The sequence below is a fragment of the [Flexibacter] sp. ATCC 35103 genome (assembly GCF_001975985.1).
Lineage (GTDB): Bacteria > Bacteroidota > Bacteroidia > Flavobacteriales > Flavobacteriaceae > Flavobacterium.
Genome location: NZ_MTQF01000007.1, coordinates 268,527 through 294,226 on the forward strand (window position 1 = coordinate 268,527; position 25,700 = coordinate 294,226).

Sequence of the window (25,700 nt, forward strand, 5' to 3'; positions counted from 1 at the left end):
TTTTATGACTAATGAAGATCTAAAACCACATGGAAATTCATTAAATTTGTAGACATTGGTTGAAAATACCAGAAAAAAATTAACAGTATCAATCTGAGATTTTTACAACACGTTAAACACAATTAAACAATAAACTCTTAAATAATAATTTCTTAATGTCCAGTATTATTCAATTACTTCCTGATCATGTTGCTAACCAAATTGCCGCTGGAGAGGTAGTTCAAAGACCTGCTTCAGTTGTAAAAGAGCTGTTAGAAAATGCTGTTGATGCCAAAGCAACTGACATTAAGTTGATTATTAAAGATGCCGGGAAATCTTTGGTTCAGGTTATCGATAATGGTTTAGGAATGAGTGTTACAGATGCACGCTTGTGTTTTGAGCGTCATGCGACTTCTAAGATTCGTCAGGCCGAAGATTTATTTTCATTATGTACAAAAGGATTTCGTGGTGAAGCACTGGCTTCTATCGCGGCAATTGCCCATATGGAAATGAAAACAAAGCAGGATCAGGATGAACTAGGAACGCACATTATAATTGAAGGAAGTAAATTTGTATCGCAGGAAGTGGCGGTTTTACCAAAAGGAACGTCATTTGCCGTAAAAAATTTATTTTTTAATATTCCGGCACGTCGTAATTTTCTGAAATCTGATACAGTCGAATTTCGCCATGTTATGGATGAGTTTCAGCGTGTAGCTTTGGCACACCCAAATATTCATTTTACATTTTATCATAACGGAAGCGAAATGTATAATTTGCCTGCCGCAGGATATCGCCAGCGTATTGTTGGCATTATGTCCGGTAAAACCAATGAAAAATTAGTACCGGTTAATGAAGATACAGAGATTATCAATGTTCAGGGTTTTGTTTGCAAACCTGAATTCGCCAAGAAGAGCAGGGGAGAACAATTCTTTTTTGTAAATGATCGTTTTATAAAAAGCGGTTATCTGCATCATGCAGTAATGGCGGCTTATGACGGACTTTTGAAAGATGGTTCGCAACCCAGTTATTTCTTATATCTGCAAGTTCCGCCCAATACCATCGATATCAACATTCATCCTACTAAAACAGAAATTAAGTTTGACGATGAGCAAGCATTATATGCTATTTTAAGAGCTTCTATCAAGCATAGTTTAGGACAATTTAATGTGGCTCCGGTTCTTGATTTTGATCGCGATGCTAATTTAGATACGCCATACCATTATAAAGATTTAGAGGCTGAAACGCCTACTATTCAGGTTGACGGAACTTTTAATCCGTTTACAGATGATAAGACGAATCAGCATTATTCTAAAGCAGGTTCGGGATCTGGTTCCGGTTCAGGTTTTAGTTCAGGATCTGGTTCTGGTTCAAATTCATATTCCGGATATAATAAAAGAGTAGAACCAACGGCAAGTTGGGAAAGTTTATATGTTGGTTTAGAAACCGATACTATAGAAAGTTCGCCTTTCACATTCGAAAACGAAGAAGTTACTTCGTCACTATTTAATGATAATGAGGTAGAGCAAGCAAGTCAGGGAACGTATCAAATTCATAAAAAATATATTGTTTCGCCAATAAAATCCGGAATGGTAATCGTTGATCAGCAACGAGCACATCAGCGTATTTTATACGAACAATTTTTGTTGAATATGACTGTAAATCAGGCTTCAAGTCAGCAACTGTTGTTTCCTTTGAATTTGTTTTATTCTTCGGATGAAATGACATTAATCGAAGAATTAAAACCTTCGTTAGAAACTACAGGTTTTGTTTTTGAACAGGCTCAGACAGATCATATCGTAATTTCCGGAATTCCGGTAAATATTACCGAAAGTGAAGTTTCGATGGTAATAGAGCAATTATTAAGTGATTTGCAAGACGGAATCCCGGCAAGCAGTTACAGTCAGAATGATACAATTGCCAAATCTATGGCTAAAAGTTTAGCGGTTAAAACCGGATCTTATTTAACCGAAAAAGAACAAGATAATTTAGTAAACGGTTTGTTTGCTTGCAAAGACCCTAATATTTCACCTTTTCAAAAACCTACTTTCATCACCATGCGTGTTGAAGATATAGATAAAAAGTTTGCCTTATGATGAAAATAACTCCCGTAGTAAAACAATTATTGATAATCAATATCATTTTCTTTATCGGTTCTCAATTAGTACCGGTTTCGTATGAATATCTGGCACTTTTTTTTCCTGAAAATCCGGGGTTTAAATTTTGGCAGCCTATTACTCATATGTTTATGCATGGAGGATTTGCTCATATTGCGTTTAATATGTTTGCGCTCTATTCGTTTGGGTCTACACTGGAGCATTTTTGGGGCGGAAAGAAATTTTTGTTTTTCTATATTTCATGTGGTTTAGGTGCAGCCCTGGTTAACTTTGCGGTTAATTATTATTTTTACCAGGATAGTTTAAATATTTTACTGGCAAATGGTTTTAATAAAACGGATATTCTTAGTTTATTAAATGAAGGTAAAATTGATACAAGATGGCAGCAAATATTAACTGTTTCTGAATTTAAACATTTTACCGAAGCTTATTTAGGAACTGTAATTGGTGCATCCGGTGCTGTTTATGGATTGCTTATTGCCTTTACTTTTATGTTTCCAAATGCTGAATTAGGAATTATGTTTATACCAATTCCTATCAAAGCAAAATATTTTGTACCTGTTTATATGCTTCTGTTTGATGGTTTCTTTGGTATTTTTGGAAGTTCGTTTATGGGAATTGAATCTGGAATTGCGCATTATGCCCACATTGGCGGTGCTTTATTTGGATTTTTAATCATGTGGTACTGGAAAAAGAATCAGTTTAATAATAATCGTTGGAATTAATTTTTAACTTTAATATCGCAAATAAAAACCAAAAAGAGATTTTATGAATATTCTTGACGATTTAAAACTACAATATAGATTGGGCGGTGTTGCAATGCGTGTTATTTATTGGAATATCGCATGTTTCCTAATTTCTTTAGTATTCTTCTATCAATATTCAGGTGGCGGTTTTGTATATCCTAATTGGGTTGCTTTATCATCAGATCCTAATGTGTTTTTATTTAAGCCCTGGACATTCCTTACGTATGCCTTTTTTCATGCGTCATTCCTGCATTTGTTATTTAATATGATGGTTTTGAACTTTGCAAGTAATTTGTTCCTGACCTTTTTTACTCAAAAACAATATTTAGGATTGTACATTTTGGGAGCAATTTTCTCAGGTATTACCTTTGCGTTGAGTTTTTACTTCTCAAATATTGCAGGATCTATTGTTGGCGCATCTGCTGCTATTATGGCAATTCTGGTTGCAGTAACTACGTATCAGCCTTTAATGAATGTGCGTTTGCTGCTTATTGGCAATGTTAAACTGTGGCATATTACGGCGGTAATTTTGGTTCTGGATTTAATGCAGTTTCGTCTGGATAATACCGGCGGTCACATTTCGCATTTGGCCGGAGCACTTTTTGGTTTTATTTTTATAAAACTGCTTCAAAACGGTACAGATTTAAGTAAAATCATTTCAAGAACATTAGATTTTTTTACAAATCTTTTTAGAAAATCCCCTACGACCCCATTCACAAAAGTTCATAATTACAAAAAACCTACAGAAAGAGTTCCGTCAAGAATTGTTACGAAAGATAAAACGCAACAGCAAATTGATGAAATTTTAGACAAGATTAGCCAGTCAGGCTATGATTGTTTGACAAAAGAAGAAAAAGAGTTTTTATTTAAAGCTGGAAAATAATCCTTTTAGCATAAAAATATGAAAAACCTTTCGTGGTTTAATAAAATAATGTTCTTTTTGAATATAGTGCTGACTGTAGTAACTTTTAGTATTTATATTTTGCCATTTTTAGCACCTAAAAGTTTTCCGCTTTTATCGGTGCTTACGCTGTTTATGCCCATCTTTTTTGTGCTGAACGGATTGTTCTTTGTTTATTGGGCAATTCAGTTTAAAAAGCGTCTTATATTATCCGGTCTGGTTTTGCTCACCGGAATTACATTTATCAGTAAGTTTTATAAATTTTCTGCCAAAGAATATATAAAAGACGAAAAAGACTTTTCGATAATGAGTTATAATGTACGTCTTTTTAATGTCTTTAAATGGCTGGACCGTGATGATATCCCGTCTAATATAAAAGCTTTTATCGACGAAAAAGATCCTGATATTCTCTGTATTCAGGAATACTCAAACTCCGCTCATATCGACTTAAAAGTATATCCTCATCGATATATTTTTATTGATGGGAACCAGATTAAAACCGGACAAGCTATTTTTTCTAAATTTCCAATTATAAATGAAGGAAATATTATTTTTCCTAAGTCAGATAATAATGTCGTTTATGCTGATATAAAGCGTGGTAAAGATGTAATCAGGGTTTATAACATGCACTTGCAGTCAATCAAGATTTCGCCTGACGTAAGTGATATTTCTAATAATATAGATAATGTAAATCAGGAAAAATCACAGCTTATTTATACCAGGATAAGCAAAGGATTCAGGCAACAGCAAGAACAAGCCGAGATCTTTAAAGAGAATATCAAAAAATGCAAAACTCCGTTTATTATTTGCGGAGACATGAATAACAGCCCATTTTCGTATGTATACCGAAGCATAAAGGGAAAACAAAAAGATGCTTTTGAAGAAGCGGGAGAAGGTTTTGGGGCAACTTATAAATTTAAATACTATCCCGCGAGAATTGATTATATTTTTACAGACAGTAAAATGAAAGTAAAACAATTTGAAAGTTTTCCTGATTTCGAAAATTCAGATCATTATCCAATCATGACAAGGCTCTCGATGGAATAAAATTTATTATACCAGTTTTTGTGTTTTTAAATAATCCATTGCAAATTTTCCTTCATTAAAAAGTAAATCTAAAACGCTTAAATTGTTGATGAATCCGTGTTTGTCATCAAAAACCTGAGTATATTTTTCGAATACGTTTGGATCTTTTTTTCCATTTGCCAGAATTCTGTAATCATTGATGTTTTCAGTCTTATGGAAATATTCTGTGGTTCTGGAAAAATCTAATTTCATTCGCAAGCACTTTGTCAGGATGTCTAACACTTCAATGTTCAGATCCATTAAAAAAGTATGCTGCTTTTCGAAAATTGGGCGAATATCGTCTTCAAAAAATTCAAAGAAAGGAGAACTTCTGTATCCGGCTTCCAGTGACTTAAAATGTTGTTTTTGCCAGTCAAATTCATTTTCAATTAAAACATCTTTCGTTTTTTGATGGAATGTTTTAGAATGTTTAACCGGGATATTCAATAACTGGATCCCGTTTGGACTATAGATATAAGCACGATTTCTATTGGTTTGTTTCTGAAAATTATCTTCCATTTCAAAAGTAATATTTTCAGATTGAGCCATAACTGCAAAGTGACTAATCGAAGGAAAATAAGTAGGAAGCAGGATAGATTTCATTTGTGATTTTTTGTTTAATCGGTAAATCGTTTAATCGTACTTTTTGAGACACGATTAAACGATTTTCCAGTTCAACGAATTAACGTTTTTTATGCTTTGTTTTCTTTTCTTTTTTTCCAGAAATATTCTCCAACAAAATACGCTGCAAGAATAAATAAGAAATACTTAAAGTAAGATTGTGGTTGTCCTTCGCCATCAACAGTGGTAAAAACTCTATTCCAGCGAACTTTGTTGATTCCTTTACCGTTAGTATCCCAGCTCATCCAGATAAAAACTGGTTTTCCTACAATGTGATCCGCAGGAACATAACCCCAATAACGACTATCTTCTGAGTTATGACGGTTGTCTCCCATCATCCAGTAATAGTTTTGCTTAAAGGTATAAGTAGTAGCTTGTTTTCCGTTTATTAAGAAATGCGAACCGTCTAATTGCAACGTGTTTCCTTCGTATTTTGTAATGATTTCTTTGTAAAATGGCAATGACTCATTTGTTAAGGCAACTGTTTTTCCAGCTTCCGGAATATAGATTGGTCCAAAATTATCCTGACTCCATTTGTTGATATGAGGGAAGATAGCATTATCATTTCCTCTGTCAATTTCTCTTTTTACAGCAGTAATTCCGGGAGTGTTTTTCAAACGTTCTGCACTGGCTTCTGTCAATGCTCTGAAATAGATAGTATCTCTTTTTTGCTGATCTTTAATATAAGCGCCATCAGTAATGTCAAGTTCCTTCATTAAAGATTCGAAATCAATAGAGGTTTTTCCGTCTAAAGCTACAGAGTAAGAATATTGCGGTTTTGCACGTTCCGGTAAAATTAATTTTTTTCCGTTAATGAAAACAAACCCGTCTACAATTGATAAGCTGTCACCAGGAATACCAACGCATCTTTTTACGTAATTCGATTTTTTATCGATAGGTTTTATAACTCCGGGTCTTCCTTTTGGCTCATAGAAATAGTGAACGGTATCAACGGGCCAGTTGAAAACAACGATATCTGATCTTTTTATTTTTTCTATGGCTGGTAATCTAAAATAAGGCAGTTGTGGCCAGCTTAAATATGATTTTCTTTTTAAAAATGGTATTGTGTCGTGAACCATTGGCAAAGCTATAGTTGTCATAGGTACACGAGGACCGTAATTTACTTTACTTACAAACAAAAAGTCACCAATTAATAATGATTTTTCTAGTGATGAAGTAGGAATTGTATAAGGTTGTACTACATAAGTGTGTACTAATGTTGCCACGATAATAGCAAAAAGCAATGAGCTTATAGTGTCAGCAGTTTTATTTTGCGGTCTTAATTCTCTATTCGCATTATATTCTAATTTCTGAGTATAATTTACATAATAGATATAAAATCCAAAAGTAAAAATTCCTAGTAAAGTGTCTAATGTAGATTTTTTACCAAATGTTCGTAAAGTTTCTACCCAAACAACAGGAAACATAATTAGGTTAATAATTGGAATGAAAAGTAATATAGTCCACCAAGTTGGGCGGCTGATTATTTTCATTAAAACTATCGAATTGTAAACTGGAATTGCAGCTTCCCACGTTTTTCTTCCGGCAGCCTGATATAATTTCCAGGTTCCCAAAAAGTGAATTACTTGTACGGCTAAGAAAAATACGAACCAAAGATATAGTGTCATAATGTTTTGTTTAAAGTTTCAAATTTCAGGTTTTTTTTCATTGTACCCTGAAAATTTCAATCTGTTATTTTAGGTTTAATACATCTTTCATGCTGTAAATTCCTGTTTTACCAGCAAGCCATTCAGCAGCAATTACAGCTCCAAGAGCAAAACCTTCGCGATTGTGAGCAGTATGTTTTAATTCGATGCTGTCTACAATTGAATCGTAAGTTACGGTATGAGTTCCCGGAACATCGCCAATTCTTTTTGCTTCGATATGAATTTCAGTATTATTTTTTGCTTCTTCTAAAGTCCAATTTGCATAATTGCTATTTTCGATAACACCTTTGGCCAAAGAAATAGCAGTTCCGCTTGGAGCATCTAATTTTTGAGTATGATGAATTTCTTCCATCGTAACTTTATAAGAATCAAACTGTGACATGATTTTTGCCAGATATTCGTTTAGTTCAAAAAAGATATTAACTCCCAGACTAAAGTTTGAACTGGATATAAAACCACCTTGTTTTTCGTTGCAAAGCGCTACCATTTCATCAAAATGCTCTAACCAGCCAGTTGTTCCTGAAACTACTGGTACGTTGTTGTTAAAACAAGTCGAAATGTTGCTTACTGCTGCAGTTGGAACGCTAAAGTCAATTGCGACATCAGCAGTCGAAAGTCCGTCGTATGTATTAGATTCGTCTTTCTTTAAAACAATTTCATGACCTCTTTCTAAAGCAATTCGTTCAATTACTTTACCCATTTTTCCGTATCCTAAAAGCGCAATTTTCATTTTGTATTTATTTTTGTATTTAAATAACCGAAGCCATTTAAAATTGGTAATTAAAAGTTAGTCCTACGTTTGGTCTAAAAGTTACATCGTTAGGATAAATTTCCGGACGCATTGATAATCTTTCGTTTACGTTAAACTGAATTAATGCGGCATCAACATTGGCATCGATAATATTTAAAACATAGAAACCTACGACAAACAGCGCAGATAAATCCCTGTTTCGCTGATAGAATTTCTGTCCGGCAACAAGTCTGCTTTCGTCAAGAAACTGATAAGCATCATCATTATAACCTTCGAGTCTTCGTTTATAAGCCCTGCGGTAATCTCGGTATTTGTTATTATTGTCAATATAGAAATATAAACTTGTACCAATTGCTCCGTAAACCAAAGGTATTTTCCAGTATTTTTTATTGTATGCCTGACCTAAACCAGGTAAAATTGCCGAGTAAAACGCTGCTTTTGCAGGAGTAAGCGGGTCAATTTCCTGTAACTTGCTAGTGTCTTTAACAACCAAAACCGTGTCTTTTTTTGCCTGGGCAAAAATAGAAACGGTTCCTGTAAGAAAGAACAATAGACTTATGGGGACAATCTTATTCACTATCGTTTATTAATTTTATAATTCGATTAAAGTCGGCCTCAGAATTAAAAGGAATTGTGATTTTTCCTTTTCCGTTACCAGCGACTTTTACATCAACTTTTGCACCAAAGTAATCGTTGAAAGTGTTTTTTTGTGTCTCTCTGATTACAAATCCGGAATCCGTTTTTGGTTTTCCTTCTACTTTTGGTTTTAAACTTTCGTGATAATTTTTAACCAAAGTTTCTGTTTCACGAACAGATAAATTCTGGCTCACTATTTTTTGATAAATATCTGTCTGAATATCCAGATCTTCGATATTAATAATTGCTCTACCATGTCCCATGCTGATAAAACCATCACGAATACCGGTTTGAATGATTGGGTCCAGTTTTAAAAGACGTAAATAATTGGCAATTGTAGAACGTTTTTTACCAACGCGCTCACTCATTTGTTCCTGAGTCAATTGAATTTCATCAATTAAACGCTGGTACGAAAGTGCGATCTCAATTGGGTCTAAGTCATGACGCTGAATGTTCTCTACCAAAGCCATAACCAATGATTCGTTGTCATTGGCAATACGAATATATGCAGGAACATGTGTAAGACCAACTAAAGTGGAAGCGCGTAAACGACGCTCTCCAGAAATTAGCTGGTATTTATTGAAGTCTAATTTTCGAACAGTAATAGGTTGAATCACACCAAGTTCTTTAATAGAAGTGGCTAATTCGCGTAACGATTCTTCATTAAAATTACTTCTGGGCTGAAAAGGATTTATTTCGATAGCACTTATTTCAAGCTCTATGATGTTTCCAACAACTTTGTCAGCATTTTTGTCTTCTACTGATACAATGTCGTTTTCCGGATCTTTTAATAATGCTGATAATCCTCTTCCTAAGGCTTGTTTTTTAATTGCTTTTGTCATAAAAACTATTTGCTGTTTTTCTTTATAATTTCTTGAGCTAAATGAATATAATTAACGGCTCCTTTGCTGGTTGCGTCATAATTAATGATGCTTTCACCAAAACTTGGCGCTTCGCTTAATTTTACATTTCGCTGAATAACGGTATCAAAAACCATATCGTTAAAGTGTTTCTGAACTTCTTCGACAACCTGATTAGATAAACGTAATCTCGAATCGTACATGGTTAGTAACAATCCTTCGATATCAAGATCCGGGTTGTGTATTTTTTGAATACTTTTTATGGTATTCAATAATTTTCCTAATCCTTCAAGTGCAAAATATTCACATTGAATAGGAATAACTACTGAATCAGCTGCTGTTAAAGCGTTCAGGGTTAGTAAACCCAATGAAGGTGCGCAGTCGATAATGATATAATCATATTCCTCTTTTACACTTTCTAATGCTTTTTTAAGCATGTATTCTCTGTTTTCTTTATCAACCAATTCGATTTCGATGGCAACAAGATCAATGTGAGCAGGAATTACATCAACATTTACAGCTGAACATTTAATAATGGTTTCTTTAGGGGTGTGGCTGTGTTCAAGTATTTGGTAGGTACCAATCTCAACAGATTCTACATCAATCCCAAGGCCAGATGTGGCATTTGCTTGAGGATCAGCATCAATCAATAATACTTTTTTTTCTAAAACACCCAATGAGGCCGCAAGATTTACAGATGTAGTAGTCTTTCCAACGCCTCCTTTTTGATTAGCAATCGCAATGATTTTGCCCATTTATTTTCTGAATTTTGAACCGTAAAAATACAATTATTTATGGTTTCTGAAAATCTATTTTGTTAACATTTGATAAACATCGGTTAATCGTTGTATAGTGTGTGTTTTGCCGAATTTAATATCTCCCGGAAAGAAAAATAATAGAGAAATTTCGCTCTATTATTTCTTAATTTTCAGACTAAAAAGTGTAAACTTCCTGTTTAAAATGTAAAAATGAAAATATTGTTAAAATAGATTTTTAATTTTAATTCTTTCTTTTTAAATCTTTTACTAAACTGACAGTAAAAAATAAAATTGTTATTCCGCCTAACACAATACAAAGCCACATAAACCAGGGTTGCTGCCAGAAAGATTGTTTTGCTGTTTGGCTTTTTACGGTAGTTTTTTGCTCAATATCATATACAGCTGTTTGAGGCAAATGGGCAGCAATGTTGTTCTTAAAATTTGAAAGATCATATTCCGGCTCTGTCAAATTCTTGTTTCCGGTTTTTAAAATATAATTTTCATTAGTATTTAAATCAGCAACAATAGAAATTGGTTTTTGGGCATATTTTATTTTTGAAATTTGTAAGGGCTGATTGTCGTGATTTTCAATTTTTATAAAAAACTCCTTTTCGAATATTTCAGGAAAATTAAAGGTGTTTTTTGTGTTGGAATTTAATTCAAAAGAAATAATTTCTTCATCGAAAATTTGAGATTTCTTTCTTGTTTCGCGTTTTGTTTTTTTATAAAGAATAGCTGTACGCTTATAATAAGTAGGTTTTGAAATTTCGAATGAAATCTCATTAATTACCTGCGGCGCATTGAAAAGAACATGAATCTGAGTTTCTTTTTCTGAAGGAATTTCTGTTTTTACAGATTTTTTAGGACTAATTTCCTGTAATGCGTTTTTTTGAAATTGGGTATTAAAATTTCCAACTTTCAAAATATTAACAGGAAGTGTTTTTCGATCATCAAAATCTATTTTTAGATAATGATACGTACTCAAAGGATATGAAATAGTTTTGACAACACTTGTTTGCGATGTGCTGTTTAAATCATCAAGTGTTTGTGCGTCAGATATTCCAAACCACTCTTTTTGGTTGTCACTTCCTGAAACAGAATATTTTTTTGCCACATCAGCATTTGCTATAAAAAGCGAAAGTTGATTGTTGTGTTTGTTGGCCGGAACTGCAATGATAATCGAAGTACTCTTTTTAGGGTAAACCGTTTTTGAAATAATTGCATATTCTTCAAAAGCATTTGTAGAAACGGTATTGTTACTTTGAATAAAATACGGAATCTCATTTCCTTTAGAATCAAATATTCTGATATCGCTTAAGTCTTGTTTTGAAAACGATCTGATTTCTGGCGATAAAACAATTTCATGCAGGCCATTTTCAGAAACTGATTTTATTTTTCCTGTCGTTTGATATTGTCCAAACGACAGGTTTGTAATAAAAAGTAATACTATAAATTTATTTAGTTTCATTTGTTTCTTCAGGCTTGTTTTCGTCAATAACTAATACTTTGATTTTTTGATATACAAAAGAGATAATCAAAATTAAAATTCCTAAAAGGATAAAGGATATGATTTTTCCGGTTTCAGAAATGTTGCTGATGTCGTATAAAAACAATTTCAAAATCGTTAAACCAAGTAGGGATAAAGCGATTATTCGCAGAGATTTGAGTTGTTTTTTTATTCCGATTATCAAAAATACAAAAGCTAATATTCCCCATAGAATTGGAAATCCTGTTTTGATGATTTTGGTTCTTGCCAAACCAATGAAATCATTTGCAATAAAATCGCGCAAATAAGGTAAGTCAGATTTATAACTGGCATACATTGAACTCGTTTGTATGTCCTGACTTGTGACTGGCGAATTCATAAATACAAGACCATGAAGCATAACCTCTGAACTGGCGATGTAGATTACAAAAAATGCAGCAACCCACATAAAATAACGACTTTTGAAAAAGGAGAAATCTACTTTTTTATAGATCTGAAACAATTGAAAACCAAAATAAATCGTAATAATCAGTGAGATATAATGAAGATAAAAAGCAATTGATTTGCCGGTTCCGGAATTTATAATGTCTTTATGTTCCAGAAACGGATAATTGGAGAACCAAAATGTAAACAATACAATGTTAGCAATTGCCAGTAATAAAGCACCCTGATATCCGGTTTCTGTTTTTCTTTTTATCAAATAAGAAGAAAGTAAAGCCGAGAATAGTAAATGATACAAAATAGGTAACGCTATAGAACTGTATAGATTTTCGATATAATGATTTGACTGATAAATAACCTCGAATAATCCGGTAAAATAGGTAAGGACAATTCCTGTTTCTAAGACAATTCGTTTGTGTTTTTCGGGATTAAAAATAATATCGAAAATTGTAGAATTTTCGGTTTCGTCTTTTAATAAATACCAAATTGCAAGCAAAGAACTTACGGCAAAAATTCCTGTTATAAATATAGGATTAATGATAATATTCAAATATTCATTGCCATTGTAGTATTTATTCCAGTCCATAATCAGGCTAAAAAGCATTAAAATATGAACAATTACAGAGCCAAATTTATAACTGGTAATTTTAGATTTTTGAGAAAGCCATAATAATAAAACGGCTTCGGCTGCCCAGAACAAGGTAATATAATTGCCCTCAAACTGAATAGGAATTGCTAATGTTATAAATGTCAGCGTAAGCCCAATAAGTAAATAAGCGGCTTTCTCGTCGAGTTCGAATTTTTTGTATAAAAACCAGGCGTAAATTAAATTTAAAAAGGCAAGAATTGTGGTAAACAAACCTTTTAGTTCCGGATGATAATTAGTCAGGATCGCCATTCCGGCACCATAAAATAAAAAGGTGTTGCTGGCCAAAATAGTAAGCTGTGTTTTAGAAAAATCTCCTTTTGACCTGATGTTATTTACAATGTTCATTAATATAAAAATGAAATAGAAAATAAAACCAAATATCAACGCTCCCAGATAATGAGGTTTGTCTGAACTTAAGTCTCTGGATAACCATGCGGCATATAATAATATGGTGAATATATAGGATAGAATATTAACCAGATTCCATTTTTTGTAATAAGCGATTGCTAAAATTCCAATATTTAAAATAATGATATAAGTAAAAAGCACCACATAATTTCCTTCGCCGGTACTAACCATAAACGGTACTGCAAATCCGCCAATAAGTGATAAAACCGCTAACTCGACGCGATCGTATGATAAAGAGATTAAAGCACTAAATGCTGTAATAATTACCATTATACTAAAAGCTACTGTTTGATTGAATAAATGATAATCATGAAAAGCAATACCAATCGTAAAATAAAAAATGGCAATTGCTCCGGCGACAATTACAGAACTGAAAGCGGCATAATTTTTACGCAATTTATGCGCAATTGCCATAACCAGAACGCCACATAAAACACCAATACCAACTCGGGCAGGTTCGTTGATCCAGTCTTTGTCAATGGCATATTTTACAAAATAGCTAATTCCTAAAACCAGAATTAGTACACCAATTTTATTGATCAGGTTTTCGCCAATGAATTTTTCTAAATCAGGATTTTTCTCTTTGAAATTTTCCCAGAATGATTTTTCAGGTTCAGCAGGAATAATTGGTTTAGGAATTGGTTTTGGTTCAAAAGCTTTAGATTCAATTGGTTTAGGCAAATTATCGATGCTGGAGGATAAAGCAATTTTTTCTAATTGTTCATCAGCAATTTTTTGTTCTGTGATTTCTGGCTTGACAACTTCAAAAGTATTTTGATTTGCTTGTTCAGGATCAATCCTAAATTCTTCTTTTTTAACAACAGGAATTGGAGAAACTGAAATAGTTTCTGGGGCTTTTTCTGTTGCTTTTAGAAGGTCCAGTTTTTTACTAAGTTTCTGAATGTCGTTTTCAAGATGATCAAAACGACCTTTTATGGTATTAAGGATATAGATAAGAAAACAAAATAAGGCAACAATAAGAAAACTTTCCATAAAGTGATAAGTGTAATATTATGATTTGTAAATATAACAACATTTTAACACGGTGAGTTTTTTTGCCTAAAAAGAATTAACGGTATTTATGATTCATTGATGAATTTTTTTATTTTTCTATTATCTCAATTTTTACAATAATTCCTCCACTTTTTTTATTTGAAGTAATATCCATAAAAGCTTTTTTAGATAAATCAATTTCTCGTCCGTTTATAAAAGGACCTCTGTCGGTAACTTTTACAATAACGGATTTCTTGTTTATTTCGTTTGTGATTTTTAGCTGTGTCCCAAAAGGAAATTTTTTGTGGGCTGCAGTCAGTTTATTGTTGTCGAATCTTGTACCGCTTGCTGTTTTTCTTCCGTTAAATTTATCGTGATAATAAGATGCGTGTGCTTTTTCCTTGTATAATTTTAACTTCTCAATTTTAATGTCCTGATTTGGTAATGGTAAATTTTCTTGTGCAATGGTTGTCAATGAGATAGTAAAAAATAGGTGCAATAATAAGATTTTCATTTCTATAAATTTTCTGAGTTTTGCGCAAAGAGAGCTATTCACAACAAAACTGACAGATCATAGAAAGGTATATTTATAGTATAAAAAGACATTTTTTATTTTATTCAAGTTCTAAAATGAATAAGTGATTTTTAAATATTTAAACAAAAAAAGAGACTCTTTCGAACCTCTTTGTCTTAATAATATGTTTTATAAAGCTTATTTCGTCTTTAATAAATTTTCCAGATATTCGTTTTTATCTTTTTCGGCTTGCAATAAACGTTCATAAAGTGTTTTGATTTCTTCATGAGCTTCTACCAATTTATCAAGCGGATTAAAGGTACATGCATTCAGGTTTCCAAAATTAGCGCCCTGACTATTACTGAAATCATTATCAGTAAAAGTATTAAAATAGTTAATCATGTTTTCTTCTGAGAAATTTTTAATTGCTTCTACAGTCACACCAAGTGCTTTAGCAACATCAGCGAGTTTTTCGTCGTCTATTGTTTCGCTGTTTTCAATGGCAGATATCATTTGCTGACTTATCCCGAGAGCTTGTGCCAAAGCTTCCTGCTTCATGTCTTTAAGTTCACGAATACGGCTAATCTTGCGTCCTATATGACTTGGTTTTGTTAATGTGCTCATAGCTCAAAGATAATAATTAGAAATAATAAATTAAGGAAATGGTAAAATACATACTCATTACTTTACGATACCAATAAAAGAAATGCAATAATAAACTGCATTACTCATGTGTATGAAACAAAAATACAATTTTTCATACACTTTTAATGTTGAAAGTAATTGATAATGTTGTTGATTTTGATTTGTGAGTTTTTCATTTAAGAATGCGACACTCTTTATAAAATTCTGGAGGAATGTTTTATTTTGTAGCCGCAGATTTTAATCTGCTGAAGATTAATTATAAAGCAAAAAAAAAGTCTTTTCAAATAAATGAAAAGACTTTTGTCGGGGTGGCAGTCCCGAAACCTTTCGGGAGAACCTGCGATCTTCCCGATTTTCAATCGGGACGCGATAACCTTTCCTTGATTGTTAGTATTTAAAATTCCGGAGGAATGATTTATTTTGTAGCGGGAGATTTTAATCTGCTGAAGATTAATTATAAAGCAAAAAAAAAAAAGTCTTTCAAATAAATGAAAAGACTTTTGTCGGGGTGGCAGGATTCGAACCTGCGGCCTTCCCGATTTTCAATCGGGACGCTATCACCGTTTAGTATTTGTCATTAATTGAGTTTAAAGCAAAAAAAAAAAAGTCTTTTCAAATAAATGAAAAGACTTTTGTCGGGGTGGCAGGATTCGAACCTGCGGCCTTCCCGATTTTCAATCGGGACGCTATCACCGTTTAGTATTTGTCATTAGTTAAGTTTAAAGCAAAAAAAAAAGTCTTTCCAGAAATGAAAAGACTTTTTTGTCGGGGTGGCAGGATTCGAACCTGCGGCCTCCTGCTCCCAAAGCAGGCGCGATAACCGGGCTACGCTACACCCCGAAGATGTATTTGTTGTACTGCCCGTAAGCGGATGCAAATATAGTAATAAATTTGTTTTAGAAAAGAAAAATCTCAAAATAAATAAAACTTATTTTAAGATAGTTATTTAGGATTTGATTTGGTGGTAATTTTTTATAATAAAGTTTACATTTGCATCACTTAAAACTATACATACTATGTCAGATACAATCGAAAAAATTAAATGTCTAATTATAGGTTCTGGTCCGGCAGGTTATACTGCGGCTATTTATGCAGCCAGAGCTAATATGAATCCAGTTTTATATCAGGGAATGCAACCAGGCGGACAATTAACTACAACAAACGAAGTAGAAAATTTTCCGGGTTATGTTGATGGAGTTACAGGACCGGAAATGATGGTTCAGTTACAAGATCAAGCAAAACGTTTTGGAGCTGATATTCGTGACGGATGGGCTACAAAAGTTGATTTTTCAGGAGATATTCATAAAGTTTGGATTAACGATGCTATTGAGCTGCACTGTGAAACTGTTATTATTTCTACAGGAGCATCTGCTAAATATTTAGGATTACCATCAGAACAACATTATTTGCAAATGGGTGGCGGAGTTTCGGCTTGTGCTGTTTGCGACGGATTTTTCTACCGTAATCAGGAAGTTGTAATCGTAGGAGCAGGAGATTCTGCTTGTGAAGAAGCACATTACTTGTCTAAACTTTGTAAAAAAGTGACGATGTTGGTAAGAAGCGAAAAATTCAGAGCTTCTAAAATTATGGAAGAACGCGTTCGTAAAACCGAGAATATCGAAATTTTAATGAACCACGATACTGTAGAAGTTTTGGGTGATAACCAAGTTGTTCACGCTATTAAAGCGCTTAACAAAACTACTGGTGAAGTTATCGAAATTCCTGCAACAGGATTTTTCGTAGCAATTGGTCACAAACCAAATACTGATATTTTTGCAAATTACATTAATCTTGATGAAACGGGTTATATCATTAATACTCCGGGAACATCTAATACAAATGTACCAGGTGTTTTTGTAGCTGGAGATGCTGCAGATCATGTTTACCGTCAGGCAATTACTGCTGCAGGAACAGGATGTATGGCTGCATTAGATGCTGAAAGATATTTGGCAGCGCAGGAGTAAGTATTTTAAAAAGTCTCAGTTTTCAGTCTCAGTTTTCAGTTTGAGGATTGTTGAAATTGAAATTATATAATATAAAAAAGTCCCATTCTTAATCGAATGGGACTTTTTTTATATAAGTTTTTAAGATTATTTACCGGAAAATTATTCTAGTAAAGGTGCTTTTTCTTTTAGTTTGATTGCGCCAGGCTTCTTAATAAGTTTTGCTTCTTCGGTAAAACGTGTAATATCAATTTTTGCGTTTCCAAATAAAGAAACTTCAGATTTGTCTCCGGCAGCGATTGAGATTGAATTTTCGGCCAAAACAGTTGCCACAGAAGAACCTTCTGTAGTAAGATTGGCTTCTTTTAAGGTGAATTTTGTTCCTGTAAAAACTGAATTGTTATCTAACCTGATAGTAGCTTTTTCTGCAATACCTTCAATAGCAGCAGCGCCTTTTTGATATAAATCACATTTGAATTTTATAGCAGATACTAATGTTTTTATAGCTGAGTTTTTGCTCAATTGCAGGTTTGCATCTTCTGATTTTAAATTTAATTCGATTCTTGATTTATCATCTGCAAATAAGCTGAATTTTTTTGAGTTTACATTCAGGAATAATTTGGCATAATCAAAAGTATTAAACGTAATATCATCTAACTGAAGTTCCTGAATGGCATATACTACAGATTCATTTTTTGCAATTACAGTTTTTAATGATTTTGTATACGTAACGCGAACGACTAGTTTTTTGAAAATAGTACTTTCTTTTGAGGTATATAAACGAAGCACTTTTTCTCTCAAATCCATCGCAACGATATCATGCAAGTTATCATCGGCTTCAATTTTTATTTCATTTTTTTCTCCTCTTTCAAGGTATACTTCTAAATTATCATCGGCTTCGATTCCATCAAATTCTCCTACTTCTTTTATTGAAGTAGTTACGATTTTAGATCCTTTTATTTTTTCTCTTCTCTGACCAAAAGTTAATGTTGTAACCAATAGTAATAGGAGTAAGGCTGTATTTTTTTTCATTAATTCTAGATTTGATTTTCACAAATATAAAAAAATCATCCACTTTCGATGAATGATTTTTTTATATTTAACAGATAAATATCGTTTACCCCTGGCTGATACTTCCTCCTGAATTCGAAGTTTTCTCGATTGTTTTTGGTGCAACATCATAATTGATGCTTCCTCCGCTGCTGGCTTCTGCTTTTAAACGTACTATTGCATGAACATTTGTACTTGCTCCGCTTGAAACATCTGCATCAACTTCGTTGGCCAGTAATTTGTTTGCATTTATACTTGATCCGCTTGATGCTGAAGTTTTAACTGTTAATGCTTTTCCTTTTAAGCTAATAGTACTTCCGCTGCCTGAATCAACAGAAACGTTGTCGTATTCTATATTAATATCCAGTGTTGCAGCGCTTGAAGTTTCAAGATCAATATGCTCACCTTGCAAAAGTCCCTGACTCATTACGTTTGCAGCACTTGATGCTTCAAGTTTGTCAATATTTGGCATTTTTACCGTCACTTTTTTTGTAACATCTCTAAAAGAACCGCGCTTGCATTTAATAATCAGCGTTCCGTTTTCAACTTTTGTAGAGATTTCTTTTTGTACATTATCATCAGCTTCAACAACAATTTCGGTTGAATCAGATTGAATAATTACCAGATCAATTGCATTGCTTACAGAGATTTTTTGAAAATCTCCCTGTACGATTCTTTTTTCTTTAGTAACATTTCCGCTTCCTTCAATCGAGTTCACGTTAAAGTTACAAGAGGCAAACAATAATGCGGTAACAGTCGCAATAATGAATTTCGTAATATGAATGATTATTTTTATCATGGCTTAGTTAATTTTGATTATAACTCCGTTTTTATCAGTGGTTAGTCTTCCGTTGGTTTTTTTTCCGTTCAAAACTTCTTTTCCGTTTATTTTAATCGAAACTTCGTTTACGGTATCATTTTCAATATGGGTTTCTTCGGTTGTGTCTTCATAATCATTTTCTTCAGAGGGACAATTCAGACATTTAATTTTCGAACCTTCAACTTTATAGTTGTAATTACCACTAAAGTGTAAGTTGAAAAAATCATTTTCTGAGTCATCATAATCCTGAACAGATGCATCTGGTTTGAACAATTGTCCTTCAGGCAGGTATAAATAAACATCAACTTCCTGACCTCTAAATTTGTTTTTTACGTCTGTAAGAAAATAATTATCCAAAATTAAATGATTTCCTTTAATCTCAAACTTATAATTAATTTTTTCTGCTCTTTGTTTTGCAGATATAAACGAATTTCCTCTTGCACTTTTTTCTATTTGTATATAAGGAGAAGCTTCATCAGTGCGCAAAACATGCAAACGAACATCGTTTGAATATAATAATTGATTGTTAGCTGAATCTTGTACGAATTCAAATTCTCTGTAATGGTTCAGGTCTTTTGCGTAATAATCATTGTATCTGAATTTTACAAACAATGTATCTTTCGTTGTAATGTTAAGTGCTTTTTTCTCTACTGTTTTATTGTCGTATGATATTTCTGTAGCTTGTTTAATCCCAATACTAATTGCGATTGCAACTGCAATAATCCAGATTGCTAACAACGTATATTTTACAATGTTCCCTATAGATTTTAGGTTTGGAGATAACAATTTGAAACCTAAAAGTGTCAAAAAGAAAAACGGAATCCCAACGGCAAAGAACATTAATAAACCAAATGACCAGATAGGATAATCAGTAAAGTTTCCTGCTTCTACAAAATTTTGCCAAGGAAAATCAACAAATACATTGGTTCCTAAAGTAAATACTCCAATCAATAACATGATCAAAACACTAATTCCGGACATGATTAAGATTACGCCTAAAAACTTAGCAAAGATTTTAAAAACCGTCATAACAAAGTCTCCAAATGAACTACTTATTCTCTCAGCTCCTGACTTTACCTGGTTTCCCATTGCATCATAATCTGCATTTTTGAATTTATTAGATAAAGATTCAATTTCTTCACGAACTTTTTTCTCAATGTTCGAAATTGTAACCGGTTCACCAGTCATTTCAAGTTTTTCTGATGTTGTAACCGCTTCCGGAGTTACAATCCAAAGAACGAAATAAGCTAAAATACCAGTTCCAAAACCTGCAAAAACAAATACTAAGAATAGAATTTTTATCCATACAGCATCGATTCCAAAATAATGACCTAAACCAGTTGCAACACCACCAATCATACCTTTTTCTTTATCACGGTATAATTTTTTATGTTTTCTTGATCCGTATTCGTTAAAAGACTGATTAGATCTTTCTTCGTCTTCCAGAATGTAATCTTCCGGTTGTCCCATTACTACAATCACTTCATCAACATCTTTCAGTCCTACAACATGTTTGTCGCTTTTTTGTTTCTCAATTAATAATTCAGATACACGCATTTCGATATCCTTAATGATTTCGTCCTGACCGGATGAGTTATTTAGGGATCGTTTTATTGCGTCAAAATAGCGTGTCAATTTTAAATATGCATCTTCATCTATGTGAAAAACCATACCGCCTAAGTTAATATTTACTGTTTTGTTCATGACTTATTGATTTTGATTGGTGATTAGATTTACGGCGTCAGACAATTCTGTCCAGGTTCCGCTAAGTTCGTTTAAAAATGTTTGTCCTATTTCGGTTAATCCATAATATTTTCGTGGTGGTCCTGAAGTCGATTCTTCCCAACGATAATTAAGCAAGCCGTCGTTTTTCAGCCTAGTCAAAAGTGGATAAACTGTTCCCTCAACAACTAGTAATTTTGCGTTTTTTAAAGTGTCTAATATTTCTGATGTGTATGCGTCTTTTTCTTTTAATACAGATAAGATGCAAAACTCAAGAACACCTTTGCGCATCTGTGCTTTTGTGTTTTCAATGTTCATAATTTCATTTTGTTTTTTTTTGATTGAACAATTCGTTTTTTGATTGATGATGATGATTGATGATTGATTGCGAAACGATCCTTGTTGATTGCCTGTAAAGTTTCGACTATAACTTTTAATTTTTAGTAGATTACTTTATAAAAGGAATCGTTAACGGATATTTATAAAATTCACCGTTTGAAGTTTTTATTGAAGCGTAAATCACTAAAAAGAATTCTACAAATTTTAATAATCCAAAAAGTAAAACTGCCGTTGCTCCAATACTTAAAATTCCAATATTTCCATCAATATTAAGATTTCTGATGATTAAATCTTCATCGTTAAAAACCGTGTTGATTGGCAGGTTTTTTAAAAGTACAAACGCAAAGATTGGAATTGCAATTAAGGCCAGAATTAAGGTGTAAAGCAAAAGGCTTAATTGAAAGTTTAACGTTTGTTTTCCGCTATAATTTACAAATTCTGATTTGTCTTTGTAACTCGTCCAGATTAATATTGGGAAAATATAATTCCCAAACGGAATGATGTATTGGCTTAAAGTGCTTAAGTGTGTGAACGTTGCAATGTTCTTTTCTGATGTTGTTTCCATGATGAGTGGTGTTGTTATTTGCATGATTAAAAGTATATAGTATTTTCTTATGCAAATATATGTCTAAAAGACAGTATCTTGTTTTGCATAGTACCAAATATTAACATAATTTTAACAAAGTTGAAATTTAAAATTGGCCTATAATGTATTGAAAATCATCGGGAAGTATTGATTTTGTTGATCATTTATGAGAGTAAAAGCAATTTATTGTGCGTGCATAGTTTTTTTGTATTTTTACATGAAAAAATAAATCACATGGCAATATCAGTTTCTAAACTCAACAAATTTGTGTTATTCAAATTACCATCAGCTTACTTTTGTGGTGTGCGTGTAAAGGCAATCGATGAAGATAGATGTGTGGTAAGTGTAAAGCACAGATGGATTAATCAGAATCCTTTTAACTCAATGTATTTTGCAGTTCAGGCAATGGCGGCAGAATTAACAACAGGAGCATTGGTAATCTCGCAAATTAAACAAAGCGGAAAAAAAATCTCAATGCTGGTAGCCAATAATAAAGGAAATTTTACCAAAAAAGCAACCGGAAGAATAAATTTTGTTTGCAACGACGGACATTTAATCGCCGAAGCAATTCAAAGAACAATAGCAACAGGTGAGGGGCAAACTTTCTGGATGAAATCCATAGGAACAAATGAAGAAGGTGTTCAGGTTTCTGAAATGGATTTTGAATGGAGTGTAAGATTGAAATAGTTTTAAAGTTTTTGCCACAGATTAAAAGGATTAAAATGATTTTTCCTTAGGAGTTCCGCAGGAACAAAATGACGAAGACTTTGATGAATTTAAACTTTGTCCAGGTAAATTGAGATCGTTTAAAAGAAATCTTTTTAATCCTTTTAATCTGTGGCAAAGAAAAACATAAAAAAATGCCTCAAATATTTGAGGCATTTTACTTTTAAACGTGTTCTGCTTATTTTTTAGCGCAACATTTCTTGTCTTTTTTGTCATCTGTTTTTTTGCAGCAAGATTCTTTTTTAGTTTCTTTTTTTGGTGCTGGTTTTGTGTCTTGTGCTTGTGCACCAATTGTAAATAATGCGATAGCTAATACGGCAAATATTTTTTTCATTTTTAGTATAATTTAATTGTTATGTATTTTTCTTTTAGATTTAATCTTCATTAAAAAATTTAGAGACCCATTTGTCAAAATCAGCCTTGTATGTTTCCTGTGCATTTTCTAAAATAGATTCGGTATCATCTACAGGATCCAGATTAAAATTTTCTTTAAGCCATTCCTTGTATTCCGGCAAACCTTCACTTTCTTCATAATCATCTTCATCTTTATAAAAATAAGCTTGTTCGTGAACTACAGAGATTTCAGTATCAAAAGTCAGTAATTGCATAAATTCGAAGATATTTTTTGCGACAATGTGATAACCGCCTTCATCTCCAAAAACAACTACAGGCAACTCATTTAGAGATTTACTTTGATCGTTGTTCCATAATACATACATAGAACCGGAACCGTTTGCTTGTGCAAAAGGCATTAATTTGTCTAAAAAATCAGGATCTTCAGACCAGGTTGCAATTCCGGATTTATCATCTCTGTATAATCCAAAACCCTGAGAATAATTTTCGAATCCAAGCTCTTCATTTATTTCATAAAATAAAGCCAGTTCGTTTGTAATCGTGTCATTAAAATTCTGTTTAAAATCTTCTAAATTCATAATTGGATGGTTTATTTGATATCGTTTTTAAAATCTTAATATGAATCTCAAATATAATAAAGTCATTTTTAACTCAGACGAGAATATGATAATTAATAATTAAGATTTAATCCAAAGCCAACTCCCATATCGCTGTCATAATGTGTCGTGATTCCGAAGTTTCGGGCAACAATATATTTTAAACCCGCCATATATTCCTTATCCGTATTCCACATTAAGTTCATTCGCAAACGTCTGGCAAGAGGAATATCTTTTCGCTCAAATTGAACCCTTACATTTCCATCGGTGTAAACCTCAACTTGCGCTTTTACAAGCATTGGCAAAGTATATTCCATACCGGCACTAAAAACCGAACGATTGTCTTTAGTATTCTTTTGCCCGAACATATTTTGTTCCTGTTCGTCCATTCCCATTCTTCTGTAACGCCAATCAAAACCTATAAAAGGCATAAACCATTGCATTTTGCCAATATATCTACCAATATGCGTTTCGGTTTCATAACCATGTTCATTGTTATAACCCAATCTCCATTCCGTTCCAATGCTCCAACGCGTGTTGCTGAACATTGCTTCACCGTCATTTCCGTTTGAGGCAAAATCATTTTCGGCCATAAAATGAAACATTCGATCGTCCATTTTTAGCATTTTGTACGCCATTTCAGGCTGATGAATCAACGGATTTGGAGCTGAATTTTCATAAGTAAAAATACGTCCCATTCCCGCCATCATATGATATAAGATATGACAGTGAAAAAACCAATCGCCATCGGCATTAGCCTGAAATTCGATTGTATCGGTTTCCATTGGCATAATATCAATCACATTTTTAAGCGGAGAATATTCGCCATGTTCGTTAATAATCCTGAAATCGTGTCCGTGTAAATGCATTGGATGACGCATCATCGAACCATTATATAATGTAATACGAACGTTTTCGCCTTTTTTGATTAAAATTTTATCCGTTTCAGAAACTACTTTATTGTCTAAACTCCAAACATAACGGTTCATATTTCCGGACAATTCAAAACGTAATTCTTTTACCGGAGCATCTTTTGGTAAAGTTGTCACGGTTGGAGATTTCAGCATTCCGTAATTCAAAGTCGTAATTTCGGCAGTTTCTGTAGAATCACTTGACATTTTCATATCGTCCATTTTCATGCCTTCCATATTATGCATAGAATGATCTTCGGTTTTTGCAGATTCGTCTTCACCCGAAATTTCAGGATACATCACAGCATTCATGTCCATCTTGTTCAGAGACATTTTCATACCCATATCGTTCATTTCGCCGTTCATCTTCATCATATCGTTCATCATTTTCATACCTTCAAAATATTTCAATTTCGGAAGATGTTTGACTGGCTGTTTAGTTCCTTCGCCTAAAAATAATGAAGCAGATCCGGTTCTGTCTTCGGCTGTAGCCAAAAAAGCAAAGGATTTATGATCTTCAGGAATTGTCACGATAATATCATACGTTTCAGAAACCGCAATAATCAATCGGTCAACTTCTACAGGTTCAACATCGTTTCCGTCGCTGGCAACAACCGTTATTTTTCCGCCGCCATAAGTTAGCCAGAAATAACTTGAAGCGCCTCCGTTTGCAATTCGCAATCTGACTTTATCGCCCGCTTTAAATTGCGAAAGCTGATCTTCATTTTTTCCGTTAATTAAAAACTTCTCATAATAAACATCACTCACATCCATCGCATTCATGCGTTTCCATTCGTTAGTGACTTTTGTCGAGAATTGTCCTTTCTTGATTGCTTCGGCATAACTTTGGGTAGTTCCTTTTTTTATAGCAAACCAATCGTTGGCATTGTGCAACATTCGCTGAACATTCTCTGGTTTTAGATCCGTCCATTCGCTTAGAATAACCGGAATTGTTGGTAAATCGTCAATTCCTTTTCTAAAAGTAGTATCGTCTTTCTTCTTATTAATAATAAAAAGTCCGTACAAACCTATTTGTTCCTGCAATCCGGAATGGCTGTGATACCAATAAGTTCCGTTTTGAATAATTGGGAAACTATATTTATGTGTTGTTCCTGGTTTAATTGGCATTTGCGTTAAATACGGAACTCCATCTTCTTTATTGGGAAGAAATAATCCGTGCCAATGCAACGCCGTATCTTCGTTTTTTAATTCGTTATGAACATAAATTTCCGCAATATCACCTTCAGTAAAAGTCAAAGTTGGCATTGGAATTTGTCCATTCACGGTAAGTGCACGTTTTTCTTTCCCCGAAAAATTGACAATCGTATCGCGAACGTATAAATCGTAACGAACTACTTTTTGAGCATTTGCGCTAAAGGCAATCAAAAAGGCAATTAGAATAGTATGTAGTTTCATATT

24 protein-coding genes and 1 tRNA gene are annotated in these 25,700 nt (G+C 33.2%); 6 read left to right on the forward strand and 19 right to left on the reverse strand.

What is annotated here, in order from left to right; translation table 11 throughout:
* The first annotated feature begins 155 nt into the window (after positions 1-155).
* Genes mutL through BXU01_RS16445 form a run of 4 tightly spaced genes read left to right on the forward strand, consistent with a single transcriptional unit; the run spans position 156 to position 4,787 of the window.
* Positions 156-2,072 (forward strand): DNA mismatch repair endonuclease MutL, encoded by a 1,917-nt coding sequence (gene mutL, locus BXU01_RS16430; RefSeq protein ID WP_083694186.1) that lies wholly within the window; start codon positions 156-158, stop codon positions 2,070-2,072.
* Positions 2,069-2,818 carry a rhomboid family intramembrane serine protease gene (locus tag BXU01_RS16435; RefSeq protein WP_055093341.1) on the forward strand — a complete coding sequence of 250 codons (750 nt, stop codon included), beginning with the start codon at positions 2,069-2,071 and terminating at the stop codon, positions 2,816-2,818. Before mutL ends, BXU01_RS16435 begins: the two co-directional genes overlap by 4 nt.
* 43 nt (positions 2,819-2,861) lie before the next feature.
* The gene (locus BXU01_RS16440) at positions 2,862-3,722 is read left to right on the forward strand and encodes a rhomboid family intramembrane serine protease (RefSeq protein ID WP_083694187.1); all 861 of its coding nucleotides are present in this window, start codon (positions 2,862-2,864) and stop codon (positions 3,720-3,722) included.
* Positions 3,723-3,740: 18 nt separating this feature from the next.
* Entirely contained in the window at positions 3,741-4,787 is a 1,047-nt protein-coding gene (locus BXU01_RS16445; RefSeq protein WP_165689801.1) for an endonuclease/exonuclease/phosphatase family protein, read from the forward strand.
* A gap of 6 nt (positions 4,788-4,793) precedes the next feature.
* On the opposite strand, the gene BXU01_RS16450 is transcribed toward BXU01_RS16445, so the two are convergent.
* The 11 genes from BXU01_RS16450 to BXU01_RS16505 all read right to left on the reverse strand — a co-directional run bounded on the left by BXU01_RS16450 (position 4,794) and on the right by BXU01_RS16505 (position 16,074).
* Positions 4,794-5,408 carry a WbqC family protein gene (locus tag BXU01_RS16450; RefSeq protein ID WP_083694188.1) on the reverse strand — a complete coding sequence of 205 codons (615 nt, stop codon included), beginning with the start codon at positions 5,406-5,408 and terminating at the stop codon, positions 4,794-4,796.
* 89 nt (positions 5,409-5,497) lie between these two features.
* Positions 5,498-7,054 (reverse strand): signal peptidase I, encoded by a 1,557-nt coding sequence (gene lepB / locus BXU01_RS16455; RefSeq protein WP_083694189.1) that lies wholly within the window; start codon positions 7,052-7,054, stop codon positions 5,498-5,500.
* A 64-nt stretch (positions 7,055-7,118) separates the two neighbouring features.
* Entirely contained in the window at positions 7,119-7,823 is a 705-nt protein-coding gene (gene dapB / locus BXU01_RS16460) for a 4-hydroxy-tetrahydrodipicolinate reductase (protein WP_083694190.1), read from the reverse strand.
* A gap of 37 nt (positions 7,824-7,860) precedes the next feature.
* Positions 7,861-8,421: a DUF5683 domain-containing protein gene (locus BXU01_RS16465; protein WP_083694191.1), complete on the reverse strand. Its 561-nt coding sequence runs from the start codon at positions 8,419-8,421 to the stop codon at positions 7,861-7,863.
* Positions 8,414-9,322 carry a ParB/RepB/Spo0J family partition protein gene (locus BXU01_RS16470; protein ID WP_083694192.1) on the reverse strand — a complete coding sequence of 303 codons (909 nt, stop codon included), beginning with the start codon at positions 9,320-9,322 and terminating at the stop codon, positions 8,414-8,416. The genes BXU01_RS16465 and BXU01_RS16470 overlap by 8 nt, the downstream gene beginning before the upstream one ends.
* A 5-nt stretch (positions 9,323-9,327) precedes the next feature.
* The gene (locus tag BXU01_RS16475) at positions 9,328-10,095 is read right to left on the reverse strand and encodes a ParA family protein (protein WP_083694193.1); all 768 of its coding nucleotides are present in this window, start codon (positions 10,093-10,095) and stop codon (positions 9,328-9,330) included.
* A 244-nt stretch (positions 10,096-10,339) separates the two neighbouring features.
* Positions 10,340-11,566 (reverse strand): hypothetical protein, encoded by a 1,227-nt coding sequence (locus BXU01_RS16480; protein WP_083694194.1) that lies wholly within the window; start codon positions 11,564-11,566, stop codon positions 10,340-10,342.
* Complete coding sequence (locus tag BXU01_RS16485) at positions 11,553-14,075, reverse strand: DUF2339 domain-containing protein (RefSeq protein ID WP_083694195.1); 2,523 nt, start codon at positions 14,073-14,075, stop codon at positions 11,553-11,555. The genes BXU01_RS16480 and BXU01_RS16485 overlap by 14 nt, the downstream gene beginning before the upstream one ends.
* Positions 14,076-14,184: 109 nt before the next feature.
* The gene (locus BXU01_RS16490) at positions 14,185-14,589 is read right to left on the reverse strand and encodes a septal ring lytic transglycosylase RlpA family protein (RefSeq protein ID WP_083694196.1); all 405 of its coding nucleotides are present in this window, start codon (positions 14,587-14,589) and stop codon (positions 14,185-14,187) included.
* A gap of 198 nt (positions 14,590-14,787) precedes the next feature.
* A complete protein-coding gene (locus BXU01_RS16495) occupies positions 14,788-15,213 on the reverse strand; it encodes a helix-turn-helix domain-containing protein (protein WP_083694197.1) in 426 nt (141 codons plus the stop codon).
* Between the two features lie 786 nt (positions 15,214-15,999).
* A tRNA-Pro gene (locus tag BXU01_RS16505) sits at positions 16,000-16,074 on the reverse strand.
* A 176-nt stretch (positions 16,075-16,250) separates the two neighbouring features.
* Here BXU01_RS16505 and trxB point away from each other — a divergent pair.
* Positions 16,251-17,198, forward strand: coding sequence for a thioredoxin-disulfide reductase (trxB, locus tag BXU01_RS16510; protein WP_056254915.1), 948 nt, complete (start codon positions 16,251-16,253; stop codon positions 17,196-17,198).
* Positions 17,199-17,339: 141 nt separating this feature from the next.
* On the opposite strand, the gene BXU01_RS16515 is transcribed toward trxB, so the two are convergent.
* The 5 genes from BXU01_RS16515 to BXU01_RS16535 form a co-directional block, all read right to left on the reverse strand.
* Positions 17,340-18,209 (reverse strand): GIN domain-containing protein, encoded by an 870-nt coding sequence (locus BXU01_RS16515; RefSeq protein ID WP_083694199.1) that lies wholly within the window; start codon positions 18,207-18,209, stop codon positions 17,340-17,342.
* A gap of 85 nt (positions 18,210-18,294) precedes the next feature.
* Positions 18,295-19,026 carry a head GIN domain-containing protein gene (locus BXU01_RS16520; protein WP_083694200.1) on the reverse strand — a complete coding sequence of 244 codons (732 nt, stop codon included), beginning with the start codon at positions 19,024-19,026 and terminating at the stop codon, positions 18,295-18,297.
* Between the two features lie 3 nt (positions 19,027-19,029).
* Positions 19,030-20,751 carry a PspC domain-containing protein gene (locus tag BXU01_RS16525; RefSeq protein ID WP_083694201.1) on the reverse strand — a complete coding sequence of 574 codons (1,722 nt, stop codon included), beginning with the start codon at positions 20,749-20,751 and terminating at the stop codon, positions 19,030-19,032.
* 3 nt (positions 20,752-20,754) lie between these two features.
* On the reverse strand, positions 20,755-21,087 hold the full coding sequence (locus tag BXU01_RS16530; protein ID WP_008464689.1) for a PadR family transcriptional regulator: 333 nt from the start codon (positions 21,085-21,087) through the stop codon (positions 20,755-20,757).
* A 130-nt stretch (positions 21,088-21,217) separates the two neighbouring features.
* Positions 21,218-21,673 carry a DUF4870 domain-containing protein gene (locus BXU01_RS16535; RefSeq protein WP_055093423.1) on the reverse strand — a complete coding sequence of 152 codons (456 nt, stop codon included), beginning with the start codon at positions 21,671-21,673 and terminating at the stop codon, positions 21,218-21,220.
* A 255-nt stretch (positions 21,674-21,928) separates the two neighbouring features.
* Between BXU01_RS16535 and BXU01_RS16540 the strand changes: the two genes are divergently transcribed.
* Positions 21,929-22,381, forward strand: a complete 453-nt coding sequence (locus BXU01_RS16540) for a DUF4442 domain-containing protein (protein WP_083694202.1) — start codon at positions 21,929-21,931, stop codon at positions 22,379-22,381.
* 217 nt (positions 22,382-22,598) lie between these two features.
* On the opposite strand, the gene BXU01_RS23685 is transcribed toward BXU01_RS16540, so the two are convergent.
* From BXU01_RS23685 to BXU01_RS16550, 3 genes are all read right to left on the reverse strand, one after another.
* The gene (locus BXU01_RS23685) at positions 22,599-22,754 is read right to left on the reverse strand and encodes a hypothetical protein (RefSeq protein WP_165689802.1); all 156 of its coding nucleotides are present in this window, start codon (positions 22,752-22,754) and stop codon (positions 22,599-22,601) included.
* A 40-nt stretch (positions 22,755-22,794) separates the two neighbouring features.
* A complete protein-coding gene (locus tag BXU01_RS16545; protein ID WP_083694203.1) occupies positions 22,795-23,352 on the reverse strand; it encodes a hypothetical protein in 558 nt (185 codons plus the stop codon).
* A gap of 92 nt (positions 23,353-23,444) precedes the next feature.
* A complete protein-coding gene (locus tag BXU01_RS16550) occupies positions 23,445-25,697 on the reverse strand; it encodes a multicopper oxidase family protein (RefSeq protein ID WP_083694204.1) in 2,253 nt (750 codons plus the stop codon).
* Positions 25,698-25,700 lie beyond the last annotated feature (3 nt).